Below are 19,142 nucleotides of genomic sequence, written 5' to 3' on the forward strand. Positions count from 1 at the left end.
TTTCAGGAGGTTGTCCATTCGGCCCTGACCGGGAACTCTGAAGTCGCCAAACCACAGCGATTCGCGGAGAACCGAATGGACACCCACAAGAATGCTCCCCTGACACCGAAAGGTCGAGAGGCGATGGTTCGTGCCGTCGTGGATTTCGGCCTGTCCAAAGCAGCCGCGGCGCCCAGTTCAATACGACGCCGAAAACGGTTGCCAAATGGGTCGGCCGTTTCCGTATGGAAGGCGTTGATGGCTTGCGCGACCGCTCGTCACGACCTCATTCACTGCCGAGCCAAACAGAGCCTGCCACATGCACCGCTGCTGAGGTCTTGCGGCGCCAGCGCCACACCGGCAAGCAGATCGCGGTCGAACTCAAGATATCGACGGCCACTGTGAGCCGCATTCTGCGTCGTTTGGGACTGAACCGGATACGCGACCTGGAGCCGGCCGAGCCGGTGCGCCGCTATGAGCGCGAAACACCGGGCGAGATGATCCACATCGACATCAAAAAGCTCGGCCGCTTCGACAAGATCGGCCACCGCATCACCGGCGATAACCGGTCAGAGCAACAACCGAGTGGTCGGCTGGGAATTCGTCCACGTCTGCATTGACGATCACTCCCGCGTCGCCTTCTCCCAGATCTTGCCCGATGAAAAAGCCGAGAGCGCCGTAGCCTTCCTCAAAGCGGCCATTGATTATTACAAAGGCCTCGGCGTCACCGTCACCCGGGTCATGACCGATAACGGCAGTTGTTACAAAGCCTTCGACTTCCGCGACGCCTGCCAGGAGCTCGGCCTCAAGCACAAGCGAACCAGGCCTTATACGCCCAAAACCAATGGCAAGGCCGAACGCTTCATCCAGACCGCGCTCAGGGAGTGGGCCTATGCGCAAGCCTATCCCACCTCCGACCGCCGCGCCGAGGAGTTGCCCCGTTGGCTCCATCGATACAACTGGCATCGCCCCCACGGCGGGATAAGATCTCAAACGCCGATCAGCAGGCTCGGTCTAACCGAGGACAACCTCTTGAGGCTCCACAACTAGAGCCGCCTGTCTGGAGGGCTGCTCACGCAGATGTCTGGATTGAACGTCAAGAGCTGTCCCCCTTACTCAGGGCCAGTTCGGTCGTTTTATCCATCTTCCCGGCCGTAGCCTCGTCAGCTTTTCGAAAGCTTCTCCGCATACGGATAAACGCGTTGATCCTGGACGGGAGGCGGACGTGCACTCGCACAATTTGGACTATCCAGTGCTGCCCCTCCGCCATCCGTACAGCACGTCGGACTAAACGATCAGCAGCCGAAACTGGCGGAAGGAAGATGCCTTTGAGCCGCAACTGAATACAGCGCGCGTGGCAGGCCTTGCCACGATGCCGCGGTCGCAATCCGCCGTCGAATGTCTCGCGCGCGGATTATGATTACATTCACGAGATGGTGAGCGGTCCCAGTACTCGTCGGAAACTGTCACCATCTACGGCTGAGAAGTATCTTCAGATGCTTTAAGGTGGCGGAGTTTGCCGGCGAGGGCGGCCAGTCGCTCCAGGCCAGTGATGACAGTACACTAAACCAACTCGCCAACACAGTGTTCAAGGAGAACAAGCACGCAGGTATGGCTTTCCGGACGCTTCAAGAACAGCGCCGAGGTTCAGCAGCAGCAGTCGGGATCAGGCGCGCGTGAGTGCCGCGGCTTCGGCGGGTACTGGGCGTACACCAATTGCTCCCAGTGAGGCTGATGCGCCGATTATCGAAATCGTTATCAAGAGCAAGCACTGGGCGCCGACGACTTTCTAGATGCAAAAAAGCCGAATCCGGCGACCCGCTTGATTGGCATGAGAAGGCCGACCGTTGACGAAGCTGTCGGATTTTGAACCATCGCATGATGCTTCGTGTTTTTTGCGCATCTGCAAAGTGCTGCTGCGCAGGTGCACGGTCCGGGCCTCTTCTGCGTCTTATAAATGTCATCTTGCGCGCGCCAGTGACGCGCGCGGCGGTTAGATCGGGCCAGCGGCTCCATACCGAGCGTGGATGCGTGACAAAGCACGAGGAGGTCGATGACAAAGCGTTTTCGCAACTTGGCCCTATTGTTCATACTCACCTCCATCGCTGTCTTCCCCGCCGCGAAAGCGCAGGACCGCCGGACTATCACCGAGCCTGTTGCACCTCATACGGTGTGCGAGCGCCTCGTGCCGTCTGGCAAGCAAGATACGACCACATTGCAGCATGCCATCGACGAGTGTCCTTGCGGGGCCGCCGTGTATTTAGGGCGTGGCGAGTTCCGATCGGGCCCACTCGAGATGAAATCGGGCGTGACATTATGGATCGGACGCGGGGCGACGCTGATCGCCATTCCCGAACCTGCTGCTTACGACAAGGGCCTCGGACAATGTGGTCGTATTGCGGAAAAGGGCGGCGGTTGCCGGCCATTCATCAGCTTTTCCAAAACGAGCGGCGGTGGCATCTACGGAGAAGGCATCATCGATGGTCAGGGCGGCGCAATAATTGGCGGCGGCGCGGAAACCTGGTGGCAGCTAGCGCGCCGCGCTCAGGCCCAGGGCGGCAACCAGAACGCCCCGCGCTTGATCCAAATCGATCATGCGCGGGACATCACTTTTTCTGGTGTCACCCTGCGCAACGCTCCCAACTTTCATGTCGCGATGAACCGGGTCGAGGGTGCCACGTTTTGGGGCCTCATAATCGATTCACCGGCGGATGCGCGCAACACCGATGGCATCGATCTTGGCGCGAGTCAGGATGTGACCATTACCCGCAGCTTGATCCGTACGGGTGACGACAACGTCGCAATCAAGGCCGGCGACAATGGCTCAAGCAGCCATATCTCGATCATTCATAATTTTTTCGGCTGGGGGCATGGCATGTCGATCGGCAGTGAGGTGAATTCCGGGGCCAGAGACATATTGGTGCGTAATCTGACGCTGGATGGTACGACGTCCGGTCTGCGCATCAAGAGCGATGTTAGCCGAGGCGGTCTGGTCGAGGGCGTAACTTATGAGTACGTGTGCCTCAGGGGAAACCGGTGGCCGCTAGCTTTAGATACAAAATATGATCCGCGCGCACAAGGCACGAGAATTCCGGTCTATCGGCGAATCGTTCTCCGTCATGTGCATGGCGACACCGGTGTGTTGCTGATGCGCGGCGTAGACGAGGAGCATGCACTTGACGTGACACTCGAAGATGTCCGATTTGCCGATTCCGCCACCTGGCAAGTTGAGCATGCGAACGTCACCGCAAATCACTCTGACGTATCACCGCCGCTGCCCGGACGAGCTGCAAAACCACTGCTGCGCGGCTCGGAGGTATGTTCCAGGGCGTTCCGCAACAGCAATCGGTAAGCACTACATCCGGCGCCGAACTCGGGTGGTGAGTTCAGCGTCTGCGCCAAGATTACCGGTGAAGAAGGTCGGCCTCATGTCCGGACTGGTTTGCAATTGTCTGACGGTTTGCAGGGCCGGGAATGCGAAGGTGACGTGGAGGCTCTGGTTTGCCGTGAAAAATGTGTTGCCCATGCGCGGCGGCTATCCCCGCAGAGATAGGCGTCGACTGCGTCGAGGTGCCGCTGACTCAACGAAGTGTAAGATCATGCCTATCTTCGTTCACCCTGCTGCACTTCTGACGGGATGTTTCTGCATCTCGTCAGCATACGCTCAGCCACTGTTGGTGTCGCATGCCGCCAATGCCGATTATCACTCCGTGCAGCAAGCCATTGACGCGTTGCCGGATGAAGGCGGAGATGTTCGGATCGCGCCGGGTATCTATCGTGAAAAGGTCAAAATTTCCAAATCCAGTGTTCATCTCTCAGGGACTGGCAACAAGCCGGAGAATACCGTCATTGTGTATGGCGACGGCGCTATCAATGTAGGAGGAACCGCCCGGTCGGCGACGCTGGATGCCACTGGCGATGACGTCCGGCTCGAGAATTTGACCATCCAGAACGATTACTCTCTCAACCCGGCCAATCTACCCTCGCAGGCGGTTGCACTATCCGTTACCGGAGACAGGAACGTCGTTACGCGCGTCCGCCTGCTCGGCGCCCAGGATACGCTGCTTGCCGGAAAGGGTCCAAACGGCAGAATGTCACGTCAATACTTCTCGAACTGCTACATCGAAGGGCATGTCGATTTCGTATTTGGCAACGCCAAGGCCTGGTTCCGGAAATGTGAGTTGCACGGCATTGCCAATCAAGCGGTCGTCTTTACCGCTCAGAGCAAGTCAGCACCGGACGAGGACAGCGGCTATGTTTTTGATCATTGCACTCTAAGTGCCGACCCTGCCGCGCGCGATATCGCGCTTGGCCGCCCCTGGCGGCCGTACGCCACAGTGGTCTTTCTGTCGGCAAAGATAGATGCGCAGGTCATTCCGGAGGGCTGGCGCGAATGGGATAGGGGCAAGACCAACAACTTGAGCACGAGCTATTATGCCGAATATAGATCCTTCGGGGTCGGGGCTAACCCCTCAGGCCGCGAACCTTACTCCCATCAACTGACAGACGGGGAAGCCGCGAGATGGTCGCTGACAGCGTTCTTCGGGGGTGCCACAGATTGGCTGCCTGCGGAACCATATCGACGGAAGAAAACGCTGATGGTGAGGGAACGACGGCGATCCTCGGACGAATGACGGAGAGAGCGGACATGATGGAGAGTCGTGTCCAGCAACCAAACTGCCGGAGGCCGTGAGAGGGGCAGCGCTTCGGCTGTTACTCCACGCTCAGAGGAGCTCGTTAAGACGCTCCATCGCTCCCGGCGGGATGCGATCATCCGCCAGTCTACTCCAAGCGTCGACCTGACCTACATCAAGCGGCAGCATGATAGACAGGAGCAACGCCGGTTTTCTCGATCGGCGCTCTGCTGCACTCGCTGCTCATTACACGTTCCTCTCGGCCACCAACCGGCGCATCAGAGGAACGGCAGCAAAATTAACAACATCCTACGGCAAAGGGGGCTTCAGAGCGCGAGGCCGTGCTCATTGAGCACCTTATCTCTTAGGGCGCCCTTGATTTCACGGGCGATCTCTTTGCTAACTGCGGCACCCAACACTCGCTTGGCATCTTCGACGAGGCCAGCTTCAGCCCCGGTCAGGCCTTGATCGGCGAGCTGTTGCTCCATTCGGCTGTCGAACTCCTTTCCCATTGCACCAATGAGTTCGTCCTGCGCCTTGGCATGCTCTTCAGGTGCGATGCGGCGAATCACATCGTCCCAAGGCTGCCAATCCATTGCCAAATAGTCGGCAAATTCGGCCGCCTCCCTCTCACGCACGGATGTCTCTGCCCTGTCAACGTCAGAGTCGGTAACCCCGGAGACCTCAAAGAAGCGCATGTCCGGCGCGACGTGTTGTAGTCCGAGCCGGTCGCGCAGTTTGTTCTGATAGGCAAGAAAGACTTCAACGGCGTCGATGCCGTCTACATTGTCGACCGAGGCGAGCGAGTGAGCCTTATCGCGCGCGATAGCCTCGAGCGCGTCCATGCGGAACATGACGCGCCCCAATTCGACGAGATCGGGAAACCGTGCCTTGTTGTCATAGAGGCCGTTCTCGACTTCCGCGATGAGGCGCGCGGTCTGCATGCCGTTCCAGGTTAATGTTCTGCGATCATCGCAGCTCTGGTTGGCGTCCCATGCCAGTTGAAAGTACTGGGCACGCAAATGGGGGGTGTTTGCCGCCTGACGCAGATCATTGGCCACCGACTGCCGAAATCCTTCATTGTCAGAGTTGACGGACTCGAACAGCTTGCCAAGGAAAAGTCCGTATTCCAGAGCGCCCGGCTCTTCTGCAAAGTGCTGCCATGCGGCAAGCACCTCCCGATCGCCTTCCTGTGGATTGCTCTTCAACCATTCTGCGACTGTTCCAGCGAGAGCGTCCGCCTGCTCATCGTCTGTCCCGGACGATTCACTTTCGTCGTCGTGCGACAGGTGAACAGTCGGGCCGACATAACCCTCCGCGCTCAGGATTGTACTCAGGTTCGCCCGGACCTGCTCAGATAGCGGATTATCCGTCAGAACTATGGTGCCACCGGCGCGTGACGCCCTCAGCAGGTCCTGGGGCACACTCGTCAAATGGTTTTGGCTCACGTCGATAAACCGGAGCGAAGCTGGAAGAGCCGGCGGCAGATCCGTCAGTTGATTTTGGCTTAAGTCGAGAGACTCAAGCATAGCAGGGAGCTCCGCCGCTAGACTCGTCAGCTGATTGTGGTTGATGTGGAGAGATTGGAGCGAAGCAGGGAAGGCTTCGGGTAGGTTCACCAACCGATTGAGGTTGGCGCTAAGAAATCGGAGCGCGGCAGGTAGAACCGCAGGTAGGCTCTCCAGCCGGTTCGAGTTCACGTCGAGGCGTCTGAGCCCGGATGGAAGCGCGGGCAGGCTGCTCAGCTGATTGCCACTTACATTAAGACGTTGGAGCGAAGCCGGAAGTTCGTCAGGCAGATTGGTAAGCCGGTTGAAGGGCACATCGAGCACGACGATTTCGCCTGGAAGTCTGGGCAGGCTGGTAAGGGACAGCGATTGGAGATCGAGCATGGCATCTTCACCCAGAGCATTGACCCGCCTCGCCGCTTCTTCTCGGTCCTCAAGGGGTCCCACGTGCTGTTCGGCAGCCCAATTCTCAAGCGTCTCGTCTTCTTCGGCCGCCGCATGGATTGAATGCCCGGAGTTTGCTGCGAAATGGGTCACGTATGCAGCCCACTGTGCCGCCCCCGGCCCGCCGTCCGCCCCCTCTTGCTGAGAAGATGCAGAAGGAATGCCTCCGTCGGGCCGAACCTGTCCTGTCTCAAAAGGGTCCATTTCACCTCTCTTGCCACACCGGGCCAACTCAGCCCGTGACGATACCATCTAGGACCTAGGACACTTCTCTTTCGACAAGCTGACGGTTCTATTCGCAAACCGCAGCGATGGCATCGAACAGGCGTAATTTCGGTGCAACGATTTGGAACAGTGAATCCATTGCGGTCCGTTATCTCTGCCTACACCTTTCCGCACCGACGCAGCACCGGCTTCAACATGGAGCCCGGGGCGCGGCAACGGTGCGTTACCTCAAATGGCAGGCGGGGGTCCCTTTCGGCCGAGTGCGTGAAAACCGACGAGCGGAAGGCGCTCGAACGCTCACGTCCGCGGCCGTCCTTTCACTTGCCAAGGCAATCGGTGCAAAGCTGGTCTTTGCCACGGGTCGCAAACCGAGCCGCCTGGGCGTTTTGCAGCGAGACTCGTCAGCTGATCGACAGGTGGCCGTACTAGCGGCAGAACGCTTTCACGTTAGCGGTCCTCCGGACCTGTCGGCCAACGGAATGGCAGCGAGCCTTGCAGCAGCATCGAGCCATTCGCCGCCTCCAACTCATGTGAAGCTGAACCGCCGTCGACAGGTGCGGGCCGCCGCGGGCGCACGTGCGCCAGCTCGAATGATTATTGCGCCAGCCGCGCAAACTCCTGCTCCGCGGCCTTGCGCAACGGCACACGGATTTCTTAGTTTTCTGACGACGGAGATAAGATGATGGACACAGGACAGGCACAGCGAAGCGCAGGTTCTGCCCGGATACGTTTGAAGAAGGGGAGCAGGAAAGCTACCTCCGCGGCTTCAACCGTGGCTTGGCAAATTTTGTCGAAAGCTTGACAGGGTATCGGACCCCCAGCTCCGTGCGCGCGGATCCTGGACGAGTGGGTTGGCGAACAGGGGCAGGGCTCAGCGGAGAACCGCGGACAGGGGCGGTCACGAATCAGGGCTGCGGACCGCATGCGCTCGCACTTGGTCGATTTGTCATCCCTGTCCTTAACCGCTTTGCCCAACGCCCTGCCGCCGCGACTGCAGGACGTCCGCGCCATACACAACGAGTTAGGCAGTCTGCCCACTAGCATCCCGTCCGATCTCCGCGAACTATTTATTAGCCACAATCGGTTGACCAGTTTGCCAGACGCTCTCCCGGCGAGCCTCTATCGCTTGGAGGTCAGCGATAACAGGTTGACTAGTCTCCCAGATAGCCTCCCGGCGGAGCGGGGATCCTGAACGCAAATAACAACCGACTGAGTAGCCTGCCCGACGCTCTCCCGAGCAGCCTCACCTCACTCGCGGTTAGTGGCAATCAACTGACCGAACTCCCCGAGTCCCTCCCGGGCGGGCTAGTTGAACTCGATGTCAGCAGAAATCAATTGGCCAATCTCCCTGAAACCCTTCCGAGCTGGCTGGAATCAATCGATGTCAGCAGTAACCGGTTGACTAGCCTGCCTGAGGATCTGCTACCGGGGAGTTTGAGCCGTCCGCTGCAGAACGTCGAGTTCGGTGATAACCCATTCCCGGACGAGGTCCGCGCTCACCTCGCAGCACCCCATCTTGGGCAGCTGCCTCTGTACGAGGCTGCCGCGCACTGGCTCGGGGACGATCCGACGGCGTTGGCCGAGTGGCAGCACTTTGCGGATGAGCCTGGCGCCCAAGACTACGCCCGCTTCCTGGAAAGGCTACGTGGGACCGTCAACTATGGCAATCACGAGTTTCGGCAGGCCGTGGCGGATGATCTGCGGCAGGCGGCGACCAATCCGAGATTGCGCGAACAGTTTTTCACACAGGCTTCTGAAGCCAACGCGAGTTGCGAGGATCGTGTTACTCTGCACTGGAACGGCATGCGGACCGCGCGCCTTAATTCTGACGTCGAGGAGGGGGTGTATGATGATAGACTCGCCCAACTGATCCAGCGCGGCCGCGTTGCGTTCCGCCTGGACGCGCTGGAAGGGATAGCGCGCGACAGGGTCAAATCGCTCCTCACTCTCCACCCTAACGTAGACGATGTCGAAGTTTACTTGGCCTATCAAAATCTTCTTCGCGAGCCGCTGGAGCTGATTCACGTCGCCCCTGACATGCGCTTTCTGACGGTTTCTCACGTGACATCCGATGATGCGGCGCGCGCACTGGACTCGATTCGCGAGCAAGAAGCGAGCCAGTTTGCTGACTACATGGCAACCCCTGGCAACCCTGGGAGACGGTGCTGAGGCGAATCGCTCCTGATGAATATGAAGCGATGCAAGATCGGCTCGTCGAAGCCATGGGCGAGGAGTTTCAAACCCGCTTGGATCAGCGGTTGGGCGAGCACGGTCTTTTAGGCGATCCGGATGCCGAACGGGTGCTCGGAGCCCAAGTCCGAAACGAGCTCGCCAGCGCGATCAAACGCGATGTCATGTACCGTGTGCTGACCGAGCTTGGCGGCCTCGAACTCTGAGGTCTCGTCACGCCGGAGATATATCTGTTATTGCTTGTAGCGGAGCCAAAAAATCGATTGTCAAGCCTCGCCAATTGCCGCGAAGGTGCTTTGCACTTTGGAAAATGCGCGCGCTTTTCGCTCTTACGGAGCGATAAAAACGCGCGCAAGGCGAGGCGTATCAGCTAAACAGTTCCTCGGCACGAGATGTCCGTCAGTCGAAAGTTGTGAGCGGGCCAGACAGCGCTGCGGCGGCCAACCAGCTCGTTCGACGTGGGAGTTAACTGTTCGCCAAATCTACTTGAATTTGAGTCAATCCAGGCGAGATCCATCTGGGAAAGCAAGTGTTGGAGTATCGGATTCGTAGCTTACGATGGCCAATCCATCATGCGGCGAAGTCGTGCGCGCGCCTGATCGAGGCGCTTCCGAGACTGCACGACAAGCCGTGCGGTTCCGCACTCTGCGGATTGAAGCGAACCAATGAAGTCTGCCGGATCTTCATTTGCCGAGTTGACTTGCCAAGCTCATCCCTTTGAACTGCGCGCTGCCTGTCCGATCCCGGGCGCCGAGAGGCGCGCGGGATGACTGCTGAGAACTCTGGACAATCTGCACGTCTCCTTGAAAAAAGCTGTCTGGGCGATTTGATGTCTGAACGCGCTGTTCCACTCATCAAGGCGACTAGAACAAGCCCAGCGCCAAAGTTGATGCGAAGGCGGACAAGATGCTCGTCACCACGACCTTAGACACTGTTAGCGGCTGAGTGAGTTCCTGCCTGATATTTGAATCCCTCGCACGATCGACGGGACGATCCATTGCCATCATCGGTTTACGAAATTCGTCGACTTAAACAGGCCGGCGAAGAGGTGCGAAAAAATCGGCGCGCCCACGCTCTGTCACCAGGCGGCTGGCGATGCGAGTCCGTCAATCGCGCGGCAATGTCCTGATCTCGTCAGCTTTTCGAAAGGTTGCGGCTACAACAATCGACAGCCTGTTTCTTGCTAGACGATCTGCTACGAGGCCATAGCGATTGCTGTAGGGCCTATACAAACATGAGGAGAGCAGGGTGGATCCGGTTGACCCATTTCTCGATTCAGGAGCTTGGATGCGGGAGTACGCCGCCTTGCAAGAGCGGACCGCGCAGCGAGGAGACAACCCAAGCGAGCACGGTGGTTTTGAACGGCGGCTGGAGGATTTGAGTCTCGATCCGTCAGATGAAAGCAACTCAAGTTCGCCTGATCGGGCTCCCGCAGGAGGGGGGCGAGCAGTTCGGCGGCAGGATTTCGGCGGTTCGATGCGGGTGCCGCCGGACTCCACTTTTAGGGAGAGTGCGCTGGGCGGCACGCGGCGGAGCGTAGACATTCCCAGCTTCCAGCTTCCCGCTTCGGCGCAAGTGCCGCAGTCCGGCTTGCGAGATGATCTGTTCAGCAGCGCGCGCTACAGCTTTCCGGAGGCAGAGTCTGCCGCGTCGGCCAAGAGCGGAAAAAGCGGCGGATTATGGTCACGCTTCAAGTCGGGAATCGGCAAGGCTTTTGGCGGGAGCAGCAGCGAAAAGTACTCGCGCAATGCGGGACAGGGGGATGCCTTTTCCACGAATCTTCGCATTGACTATGCTCGGCAGCCGGGCCGGACGCGCGCTGTCCCAGAAGACGACGAGGTGCTGATAAGAGATTTCAGAAACAAGGCGGCGGGTAACCTCACAGACGGCACGATCAAGAATGCCGCAGCCGATTTGCGCCATTTGAGCGCGCGCCTGAGCACGGCTGGCAGGCCCTCAATTGCGGACCGAATCCAACGGGAATCAGAAAACGCGCAGCTGGACAACCCGGAGGTGGAAAACCGTCAACTGGAAGCTGAGCTGGATGATGATGTCGATACCTACGCAAAGGACAGAAGCAGACGCATTAAGGCGGCCTTGAAGAAACTCCGTGAGGTCGGTGCCGGAAACGCCCTGGCGCCTGATCTCCGCCGACTGGCGCCCCACCGCGCGGACGCAATCCTCATCGACATGTGGTCGGCGGCGGAAAAGGCGGTGCACAGGATCGAGCCGGAGACGATCGACAGGCAAGCTCGCCGCATGTATAGGCTGAGTGAGTGGCTGCAGACGCATGATCGGCCGCCAATGGCTGGTAGACTTTCCACTCCAGCCCTCGACCGGGATGTCGAGAAGTACAGGCGGGAAACCAAGGACGGCAAGATCAAGGCTGATCTCGTCAAGCTTGGCCAATACCAGCAAATCCGGGAGGCGAACAGGGCGCTTGCATTGCTGCCTCCTGAGGATCCGGGCCAGCGTTCTTGGGAAGCCGCTCGACAGAGGCACTCACTGCAGGCGCCTCCTGCAACGCCAGCTACCCCGAGCGCCGGAGCCTGGGATTGGCTTGGCGAGCAGATCCACGGGCCCACAACATCGATGCGAACGCCCAGCGATTGGCAGGCCGGTTCGTCGCAACAGCTTCCCGAAACCCCGGCAAGGCCGAGCGCGGCAGCCCGGGATTGGCTTGGCGAGCAAATCCACGAACCCGCCTCACCAGTCCCAGCGCCGCACTGGGCCGCGCAAGCTCATCCGCCGCTCGAGCTTCCTGCTACTCCGGCCACCCCGAGCCAGGGAGCCTGGGCCTGGCTTGGGCAACAAATGCAAGAACCCGCATCACCGTCATCGGTGAGGCCCCGATCGTCAAACATCTACGGCGGTCTCGACTCCTTCGTTGATCTGGATCCACCCACACCGCACGACTTGCGTGACGATGCGCGCTCTGCGCCAGCACCTGAATTTGCAGCCCCCTCGTGGTTCGCAGGACCGCCGGGGCCGGCTCCGGAGCTGCGGGATATCGGAGCGATCGTTGGCGGCGACTGGCGCCACGGCTCCCAGGCGGCTTCAGACGTGTTGATCGATGTATTGAGCAATATCAATCTGCTGCCAAACCAGTTTGGGCCAAGTTTGTTTGCGATCAATGGGGAGCACTATTCCGCGACTGTCGGCCCCGAAGGCCCCATGGATGTTCGCCTGATCCATCACCCGCGCGCTGGCGGGATAAACGAAGCTGGCCCATCGCAGCCCCTCTATCGTCCCCCGCAGATCGTCAGGGCCGCGCGACCCGACGAAGGTACAGTCGATCTTGGGTACTTGATTCGGGGCGGATGGGAGCACCGGGAGCGATTCCTGCCCGATTACCTTGTCCGCGTCCTTGAAGGCCAGCGCATCATGCCCGAAGTCGGGCGTCCGACCTATTTCGAGATCCGTGGAGTGCCTTATAGGGGCGAGCTGGTGGAAAGCGAGGGACGCCGGCGCGTTCGCGTCTATCCCGAACGTGGCTGAAGAACCAAACTTGGCTGTTTCCAAATGCTCGGCGGGCAGTTCGCGCGCGGCCTTCGCTCACGTCGCGCTTGAGGGGCCATGCATCCCGTCGATGTAGATTGCAGAGGTGAGGCGTGACGTTCTCGATGGTGCTGGCGGTCGGTTTATCGTGCTACAATTCCAGTGCTCGTACTCAGACACGAGATTGGTTTCGAAGACGACTGTCTCTCGCCAACGCCGTGTGCACCCCTCTCGATAGAGACCCCCTGCAACACTTACCCGAGGGTTCCTCCCGAGAGCTCTGCTCTGCGTCGAACCCCCCTCGAGAACTGCTCCTCATCCAGTAAACTTCTCTGGACAACGAAAAACGAGAGGCCAGGGGATCCTCCGATTGCCGCTGAAGCTCGCCACGTAAGTCCTTTCGAGCTGCTGAAGCTCCTGTGAAGGGAGGGAAAAATGGCAAGGGTATGGATTGGTCCTCAAGATGATCCAGTAGGCAGCCGAAGCTGCTCCTTAAGAAGCTGCTCTGGACCGACAGGGACCTGTCCTTCGCGGAGAGCCGACGGTACGGGCGTATTATTCTGCCCGGCCTGATGCCATCTTGGCAATTAGCTTCGTGCGGCGCGCGGTCTTGCACAGGGGTCGCCATCGATGCTTGTCGGCTCCGTAGGTATGGCGTCTTCGGGATTGATAAGAGTCCGGTTGTGCGGGGGAAGGATTGAGATTAGCGCGAGTGTGCCTTGGACGCACGATGGGGACGACGACCCCCCCGTCGAGCGAAAGGTCCGTAGATACTCTAATGCTTTAACGAGTCAGTTGCTATTAGCGTCCCCGCTGAACTCGCGCCCGTCACCGCCGGGTCAGCGACTTCCGGTCAAGCCGAGCAACAATGCTTGGCTAGCGCAGATGCGGCGGATCCTTTCAAAGAAATCGCCAAGCTCAAGTCTCCCCCGGGTCACGAGGAGGCCGTAGCAGAATGGCGGTTGCGATGATCAGAAGAATATCAACGTAGATAGCAACAGATTGATCGCGTCTTTAGTATGGGGAGTGTGCGTAATGCTTGTCGGGTTATGAATGTATGACAGTCCCACCCCTGCATATATTCCCGGAGCAAGATGGGCGGTATATGTTGCGGTGATTGCTGTTGTTTCGCGATGCGCAAGCTGCCCTTTGGCGAGGGCAGCATCCACCACAAATTTGCTCCAGCTCGTGTTGCTAGCAACGAGTGCAATCAGATCACTGGGCCGGCTGTCAAATGCTCCCCTCGCGTAAAGACGAAGCTCACAATACCGGCTGATCCTGTTCAGGTCCGGTGGAGCTTCCATAATGGAGAAGCCGCCATAGATGCCGCGAGATGGGGTCCCATCGGGGTCGTTCTGCCAGAACTGCCTGTCCGCAGCGATGTAGTGAAAGTTATTCCCGCTTTCCCTCCCTCGCTTGGGATCCGTCAAACTCGTGTACCTGCTGCTGTTGAAACCAACGCCCGCCCGCAGCCACGTATCGGGTACGCCGGGAGCTGCCTTGCTCTTGTAGCCGGCTTCATCAATGAGAAGAATGCCTGCATGGGGCGTGCGCCAGTTCAAGCCCGTTGGATTCTCCGTTATCTGGACATAGGGACCATCTGGACTAATTGAGCGCTGGACGGAGACCTTGTTGTACAAGCCACGGTCAAAATTGTACTTCAGGTTGACCGCAGGCGTCGGTGCGGCATTGGTGCTCATGCCCCCCTGGAACAAGGCAGACATGTTCGATCCTGTAATCCCTCCGAACAATGTGCCGGTGAATTCATTTTGGTTTCTAAGATAGCCAAGTTTGAGTTCTAGCGTCCTGTCGAAGAAAGTCTGGTAGTAGGCGAGCGTATTGAGCCCCACTCGATTTGGTCCCGCGCGATCCCACGTCCAGTGTTGCTGCTCGGCCCCCAGTACAATTTGTCCGTCGGAAATGCCAAGCCGGCTGAGATCGTAGGTGACGATCATGAAGTTTGCCGACGCGAAGGTCGGATTCTGGCCCATATAGAGCTGGTTTGCGATAGTGTTTCTGGCGGCATTCGGCAGCAGGTTGTTTGCAAAGCTGTTGTGTGTCCAGCCGATGTAGCCGATGCCGACATCTGCAAGCGCCGATCTAACGCCGCCCTTGTCCTGATCGATCGTGTCCGCAGCGCCAGGTATGTTAAACCACACCCCTTTTTCACGCAGATTATCGTACCGTGCGAAGGGATCGACCGTCTTTCGCGTTCTTGTCTGAGCAGCACTGTCCGCACTTGCGCTCTTTTCGAAAGGCACACCGGGACTTGGTATTGGCGTCGGGGCAGGAGAGCTGATTGCCAGGTCGATCCGGAGCTTTTCGGCCGGATCAGAAGCCTTTCGTCTTTTGCTGGCCTGATCCACAGGGTGGCTACTAGGATCAAGCCCGCTGGCGCTTTGTGCCAGTACGGAATTGTCGATCAGATAAGCTGCGAGCGAAACTGCGATAACAAGCCAACGTTGCTTTCCCCTCGGCTTTAAATGGAAGGAAAGTGCTTTGTCGGCCGGGTATCCCCACGGAAAACTCGTCTTAAGAAAGCAATCACGCACGGCGCACCTTGCTTCCATCTCTGCCGGCCATGAATAGAATGCGGTGCGGCCTGATTGGCCAAGAGTAAGCTCTCAGGGTTTTCACGTCCGAGGGCGAGGGAGACGAGCTAGATCTCGAGGTTTCCGACGAGAACCGCCGACGCTTTGTAGAGCTGTTAGCTCGCGACGCGATGATCTGCTTTGCAACAATGCCTATGAACGACGCCGGTGCGCCGAGAGTTAGCCCCGAGCGTCGGTTCATCAAGCTGCTAAGGACGAGCGCGCAGCGCCCTGCTGTCATGGATACAAAAGCGTTGCGAATGTCCACCTTGCTCACCGTGAGTCAGCCGATTTTGCGGTGAGGCCAGGCTTCACGAAGCGCTTCATTGGTTTCGGTGTCACGGAAATACGAGACAATCGCCGCGCTTGCCGAGGCGCCTTTGATTGGCGCGTCCGGCAATCACACGGCTAACCTGATGGCCTAGGAGGCCGGAGGAATCAGCCATACAGCAGGTTTGCTGGCTACCCGCGAGCAGGTTGCTGGCTCTGTTACCGCGGTTTTCACGGCCAAATCTGTGTTGCATCCGAGTCCTGACGTGTGCAGCGTTCGTTGGTCCGCTTGCCATGTATCCGTGATCTCAAACAACCTGCCAGAACTGAGAGTTGAACGGTTGCAATGATAACTGGTCCAATCGGCCATTGCGGCTCGGCCGTTCAACCGGTGTGCCTATGTGGCCTGTCCCGGATGAAGTTTGTGACGTCGTCAAGGCCTGAGGCGAGGCTGCTCCATCCAACGCAATGCAGGAGGGCGCGGACATCTGCATTCGTGCGACGTTCGAGAAAATCTGCAACAGTCGTCTGAATGAGGAGAAAATGCGGCGCCATCGGCAACGACGACGACAACCATTGCTCGCTGCGGGCCTTTATCATGGAGAACGAGCGCAAATCGTCGAGTTGCTCAACGGGATGGCATCCAAGCAGGAGCAGTCGATCGGAAACGTCGCCAAGATTACTGAATATGCACGCTGGAAGCCCTTGGAGCACGTCAGCATCACAGGCTCTCGCTTCGACAAAGAAATCTGCTGGAAGGGATGTTGAGCGAAGAACTATGGAGTTGGTTGATCCATCGGCCGCTCCAGACTTGCGGCCGCTATTGCAAAGGCCATCAAGACAGATTCTCGCGGTTTTAGTGCTGCCACTTGTCCTCTAGGCCCGTATGCTTTTGGCGCGTAGCTTTGGGCTAAGCTTGAACAATTTGTCGAGACGACAGAAGTTCAAGATGTACCCTCAACGATGCGCCCATCACCCGGGGACCGTAAAGGAGGCGCAACAGAAAGCTGACGATGGGATCGAGGAACTCAACCGCCCGGTCGCTGGCCAGCGTGGTGACCCGAAAGGGATCCTGGATCAGATCACCATGCTGACCTCGCGAATCGAATCGCTGCAGAGTTTTAACACCTCTCCCATCTGCCGCTCCCGTGCTCCGTTGTCGCCAGCCCGGGTGTTTCAAGCGACGCCAGGAAACCTTCGGCCGTCCAAACCAGAAGGGCTCGTTTCTGTCGGAGGCGCGCCAGTGATCGCAAGGATCGAAGAAAGCCGAGCCTTGAGGTTGAGACTGCTGCAGGTGTACTCGAGGCTCCAACTCCGTTCGAGGAGGACCATTGCTTCGCAAAGCTGCTCCGGCCGCAAAATGCCCGAAGCTTGTGCTGAGGCCGACGCATCGAGTGGGGTTTCGCTGAGGCGCTCACTGCAATCGAGACCACTCGGCGCAGCTAACGGCCGAGCGTTCCCGCACAATAGAGGGGGCCGGAGCGGCGGAATCCGCTGAGCCTCTCTTTCAATCGGCCCACTTCTGATCAGCGCTCGCCGATTTGAGGCTATATTTAACACCGCCGCTCCATCCTCGAAATCGGGCCTGTCTGTCGGGGGCGCCTCTTACGATCATTCCCTCGCGAAGAGCTTAGATGTGTTGGAAACTGCTCACATGCGTGGCTTAGCCAATAGGGGTACGGTCGAGATAAGTGTCGAATGCGGCAGCAACTGCACGAACGACAAACCAATGCTCCTGCTTGACCCGAACTAGACCCTCTTCAATGTCCACTATCCCCTCTTCGACAAGCATTCCCAGCCGGCCTGCAGACTTGAGAAGAGGAATCGGATCAAATCCGTGAGCAGCACAGATCGCTGGTATGTCGGCGTGCAAATCGCACATTAGACGCTCGATGATTGTGGCGCGGAGGCGATCTTCGGCCGAAAGACAATGGCCTTTTGAGATTGCCAGGCGGCCGGCTCGAACGTGTCCGTGATAGGAAGTGGTTGCGATCTCGTTCTGCACATAACCCTCACGCAAACGGCCGATGGCGGACGGACCTAAGCCGATTACGGTTTTGCAGGTATCAGCCGAATAACCGAGGGAGTTGCGGCGCAGTCGACCAGCTTTCTGCGCCAGCGCGAGCTCGTCGTGAGGCAGGGCGAAATGGTCGAGCCCGATCTGGTGGTAGCCGGCCGAGACCAGGGTATTTGCAATGGCTGCGGCTTGCTCAGCGCGGGCAATATTGTCCGGCAGCGCTGTCTCATCGAGCTGGCGCTGGCGTTTCATATAGGAGGGGACGTGAGCATAGCCGAAAACCGCAAGCCGGTCTGGCCGCATGGCCAGAGCTGTCCGCGCGGAGTCCACGCAGGACCGCACGGTTTGATGCGGTAGTCCGAAGAGCAGGTCGAAATTGATGCGGCTGATCCCATGCTGGCGTAGACTTTCGACGACAGAAGCCGTCAGCACCTCGCTCTGCACGCGGTTGACCGACTTTTGAACCACCGGATCAAAGCTTTGCACGCCGATGCTCGCACGACTGACCCCGGCCGCTTGCAAAGTTTCTACCATCTCAGCCGTGACCCCACGAGGATCGATTTCTATTGCGATGCTAGCTGATTTGCTGAACGCAAAGCAGTGGCGCAGGAGTTCCATCAAGGGGAGAAAATCGCTCGGTGCAATGCTGGTCGGCGTCCCACCGCCGAAATGCACGTCGCTCACCGGCAGGGCGCGCGGCACTTGCTCTGCGACCAAGCCTATCTCGTCTCGTACTGCTGCCAAGTAATTGCGGACCGGTTGCTCGCTGCGAGTGAGGCTTGTAGGGAAGCCGCAATACCAGCAGATGGAACGACAGAATGGAACGTGGATGTAGAGCGATACGGGCTCGTCGGGCGGCAGCCGCCTCAGCCATGTCTCACAAGTCTTGGCACCGACCGTCGCGGAGAAATCCTGTACGGTGGGATAGATGGTGTACCAAGGCAGGCGAGCATCGCAGTACTTGTTCAGAAGGGAGGTCTGCAAATCCTAGCTTTCCAATGATCAGGCCAGCATAAAGCTGACGGATATCCTCTCTAAATGTCTTTGCGATATGTCAAACCCGCCTAGTGTGGGCTCTGAGATCTGGCGCCGTTTTCGATGTTCCTGCTAACGCGGCTTGGAGGTAGAGCGAGGGAGTGAGAGTCGCTCGTTGGGGGCTATCTGCACGTTCGAGATGTGAATTTCTCGTGCGAGCACGGTTGAAGCGGCCGACGTTCCGACGAGCCTGCAACCATCAATTGCTCATCCGAGGGCACGTCGTTTCCGCACTCTCCGATGGCCAGTCTCTTGCAAGGAAAAGTCGGACTTATAGGTCTCTTCAGGAGCAGCTGAGCTTCGCGGTGGATTTTCAAAGCGTGCTTTCGAAGCACAGGCTGATTTGGTTGCTTACAGAGTTCAATGGATGCCTCCCGTCCAAAGCCGACGTGCCACGGAAGAAAAGTTTCTTGCTGCATGTGAGCGAGAGGGCAATGCTACAACGTGACGCGACGTGCGATTCAAGTCCCTTGGCGCAGCCGACGGAAACTCGTTTTGATCTCTAGTATCGAACGCATAAGCCTCAATTCCGCCACGCTGCTTGTCTCATTGCCACAAGCATCATCACGGATGTACTGATGATGTTGGGGCGAACCCGGCGCACTTTCAGTCCCCCCGGCGAAGTGCGTCGGGGCGCCTTGGTTCGGCGGCATCTCGTTCCTGCCAAATGCAGCTCACCGACTCACACCGACTGTGGACGTTTTGTCGATGGCAAAGGGAATCTTGGCCAGATGCATCGGACGTGACACTT

General features: G+C 58.5%; 9 protein-coding genes and 1 pseudogene. 7 read left to right on the forward strand and 3 right to left on the reverse strand.

Annotated features, from left to right (window positions below; genetic code table 11):
* The first annotated feature begins 75 nt into the window (after positions 1-75).
* The 3 genes and pseudogenes from ACNJYA_RS10045 (at position 76) to ACNJYA_RS10055 (ending at position 4,613) form a co-directional block, all read left to right on the forward strand.
* Positions 76-1,029 (forward strand): annotated as a pseudogene (locus ACNJYA_RS10045) (IS481 family transposase).
* A 1,003-nt stretch (positions 1,030-2,032) separates the two neighbouring features.
* On the forward strand, positions 2,033-3,331 hold the full coding sequence (locus tag ACNJYA_RS10050) for a glycoside hydrolase family 28 protein (RefSeq protein ID WP_439402718.1): 1,299 nt from the start codon (positions 2,033-2,035) through the stop codon (positions 3,329-3,331).
* A gap of 247 nt (positions 3,332-3,578) precedes the next feature.
* A complete protein-coding gene (locus tag ACNJYA_RS10055) occupies positions 3,579-4,613 on the forward strand; it encodes a pectinesterase family protein (protein WP_439402719.1) in 1,035 nt (344 codons plus the stop codon).
* A gap of 326 nt (positions 4,614-4,939) precedes the next feature.
* On the opposite strand, the gene ACNJYA_RS10060 is transcribed toward ACNJYA_RS10055, so the two are convergent.
* Positions 4,940-6,658 (reverse strand): NEL-type E3 ubiquitin ligase domain-containing protein, encoded by a 1,719-nt coding sequence (locus tag ACNJYA_RS10060; protein WP_439402720.1) that lies wholly within the window; start codon positions 6,656-6,658, stop codon positions 4,940-4,942.
* Positions 6,659-8,125: 1,467 nt separating this feature from the next.
* Between ACNJYA_RS10060 and ACNJYA_RS10065 the strand changes: the two genes are divergently transcribed.
* From ACNJYA_RS10065 to ACNJYA_RS10075, 3 genes are all read left to right on the forward strand, one after another.
* Complete coding sequence (locus ACNJYA_RS10065; RefSeq protein ID WP_439402721.1) at positions 8,126-8,959, forward strand: NEL-type E3 ubiquitin ligase domain-containing protein; 834 nt, start codon at positions 8,126-8,128, stop codon at positions 8,957-8,959.
* A complete protein-coding gene (locus tag ACNJYA_RS10070) occupies positions 8,953-9,186 on the forward strand; it encodes a hypothetical protein (protein ID WP_439402722.1) in 234 nt (77 codons plus the stop codon). The genes ACNJYA_RS10065 and ACNJYA_RS10070 overlap by 7 nt, the downstream gene beginning before the upstream one ends.
* 1,042 nt (positions 9,187-10,228) lie before the next feature.
* Positions 10,229-12,478, forward strand: a complete 2,250-nt coding sequence (locus ACNJYA_RS10075; protein ID WP_439402723.1) for a hypothetical protein — start codon at positions 10,229-10,231, stop codon at positions 12,476-12,478.
* 971 nt (positions 12,479-13,449) lie between these two features.
* Here ACNJYA_RS10075 and ACNJYA_RS10080 read toward each other — a convergent pair.
* Positions 13,450-15,030: a carbohydrate porin gene (locus tag ACNJYA_RS10080; protein ID WP_439402724.1), complete on the reverse strand. Its 1,581-nt coding sequence runs from the start codon at positions 15,028-15,030 to the stop codon at positions 13,450-13,452.
* A 777-nt stretch (positions 15,031-15,807) separates the two neighbouring features.
* Here ACNJYA_RS10080 and ACNJYA_RS10085 point away from each other — a divergent pair.
* On the forward strand, positions 15,808-16,107 hold the full coding sequence (locus tag ACNJYA_RS10085; RefSeq protein WP_439402725.1) for a hypothetical protein: 300 nt from the start codon (positions 15,808-15,810) through the stop codon (positions 16,105-16,107).
* An 895-nt stretch (positions 16,108-17,002) separates the two neighbouring features.
* On the opposite strand, the gene hemN is transcribed toward ACNJYA_RS10085, so the two are convergent.
* On the reverse strand, positions 17,003-18,340 hold the full coding sequence (gene hemN / locus ACNJYA_RS10090; protein WP_439402726.1) for an oxygen-independent coproporphyrinogen III oxidase: 1,338 nt from the start codon (positions 18,338-18,340) through the stop codon (positions 17,003-17,005).
* Between the last annotated feature and the right edge of the window lie 802 nt (positions 18,341-19,142).

Source organism: Bradyrhizobium sp. BLXBL-01 (assembly GCF_051853025.1).
Taxonomy (GTDB): domain Bacteria; phylum Pseudomonadota; class Alphaproteobacteria; order Rhizobiales; family Xanthobacteraceae; genus Bradyrhizobium.

Coding starts and splice junctions, on each gene's coding strand:
- ACNJYA_RS10050 (WP_439402718.1), top strand. CDS start 2,033: ATGACAAAGCGTTTTCGCAACTTGGCCCTATTGTTCATACTCACCTCC.
- ACNJYA_RS10055 (WP_439402719.1), top strand. CDS start 3,579: ATGCCTATCTTCGTTCACCCTGCTGCACTTCTGACGGGATGTTTCTGC.
- ACNJYA_RS10085 (WP_439402725.1), top strand. CDS start 15,808: ATGCAGGAGGGCGCGGACATCTGCATTCGTGCGACGTTCGAGAAAATC.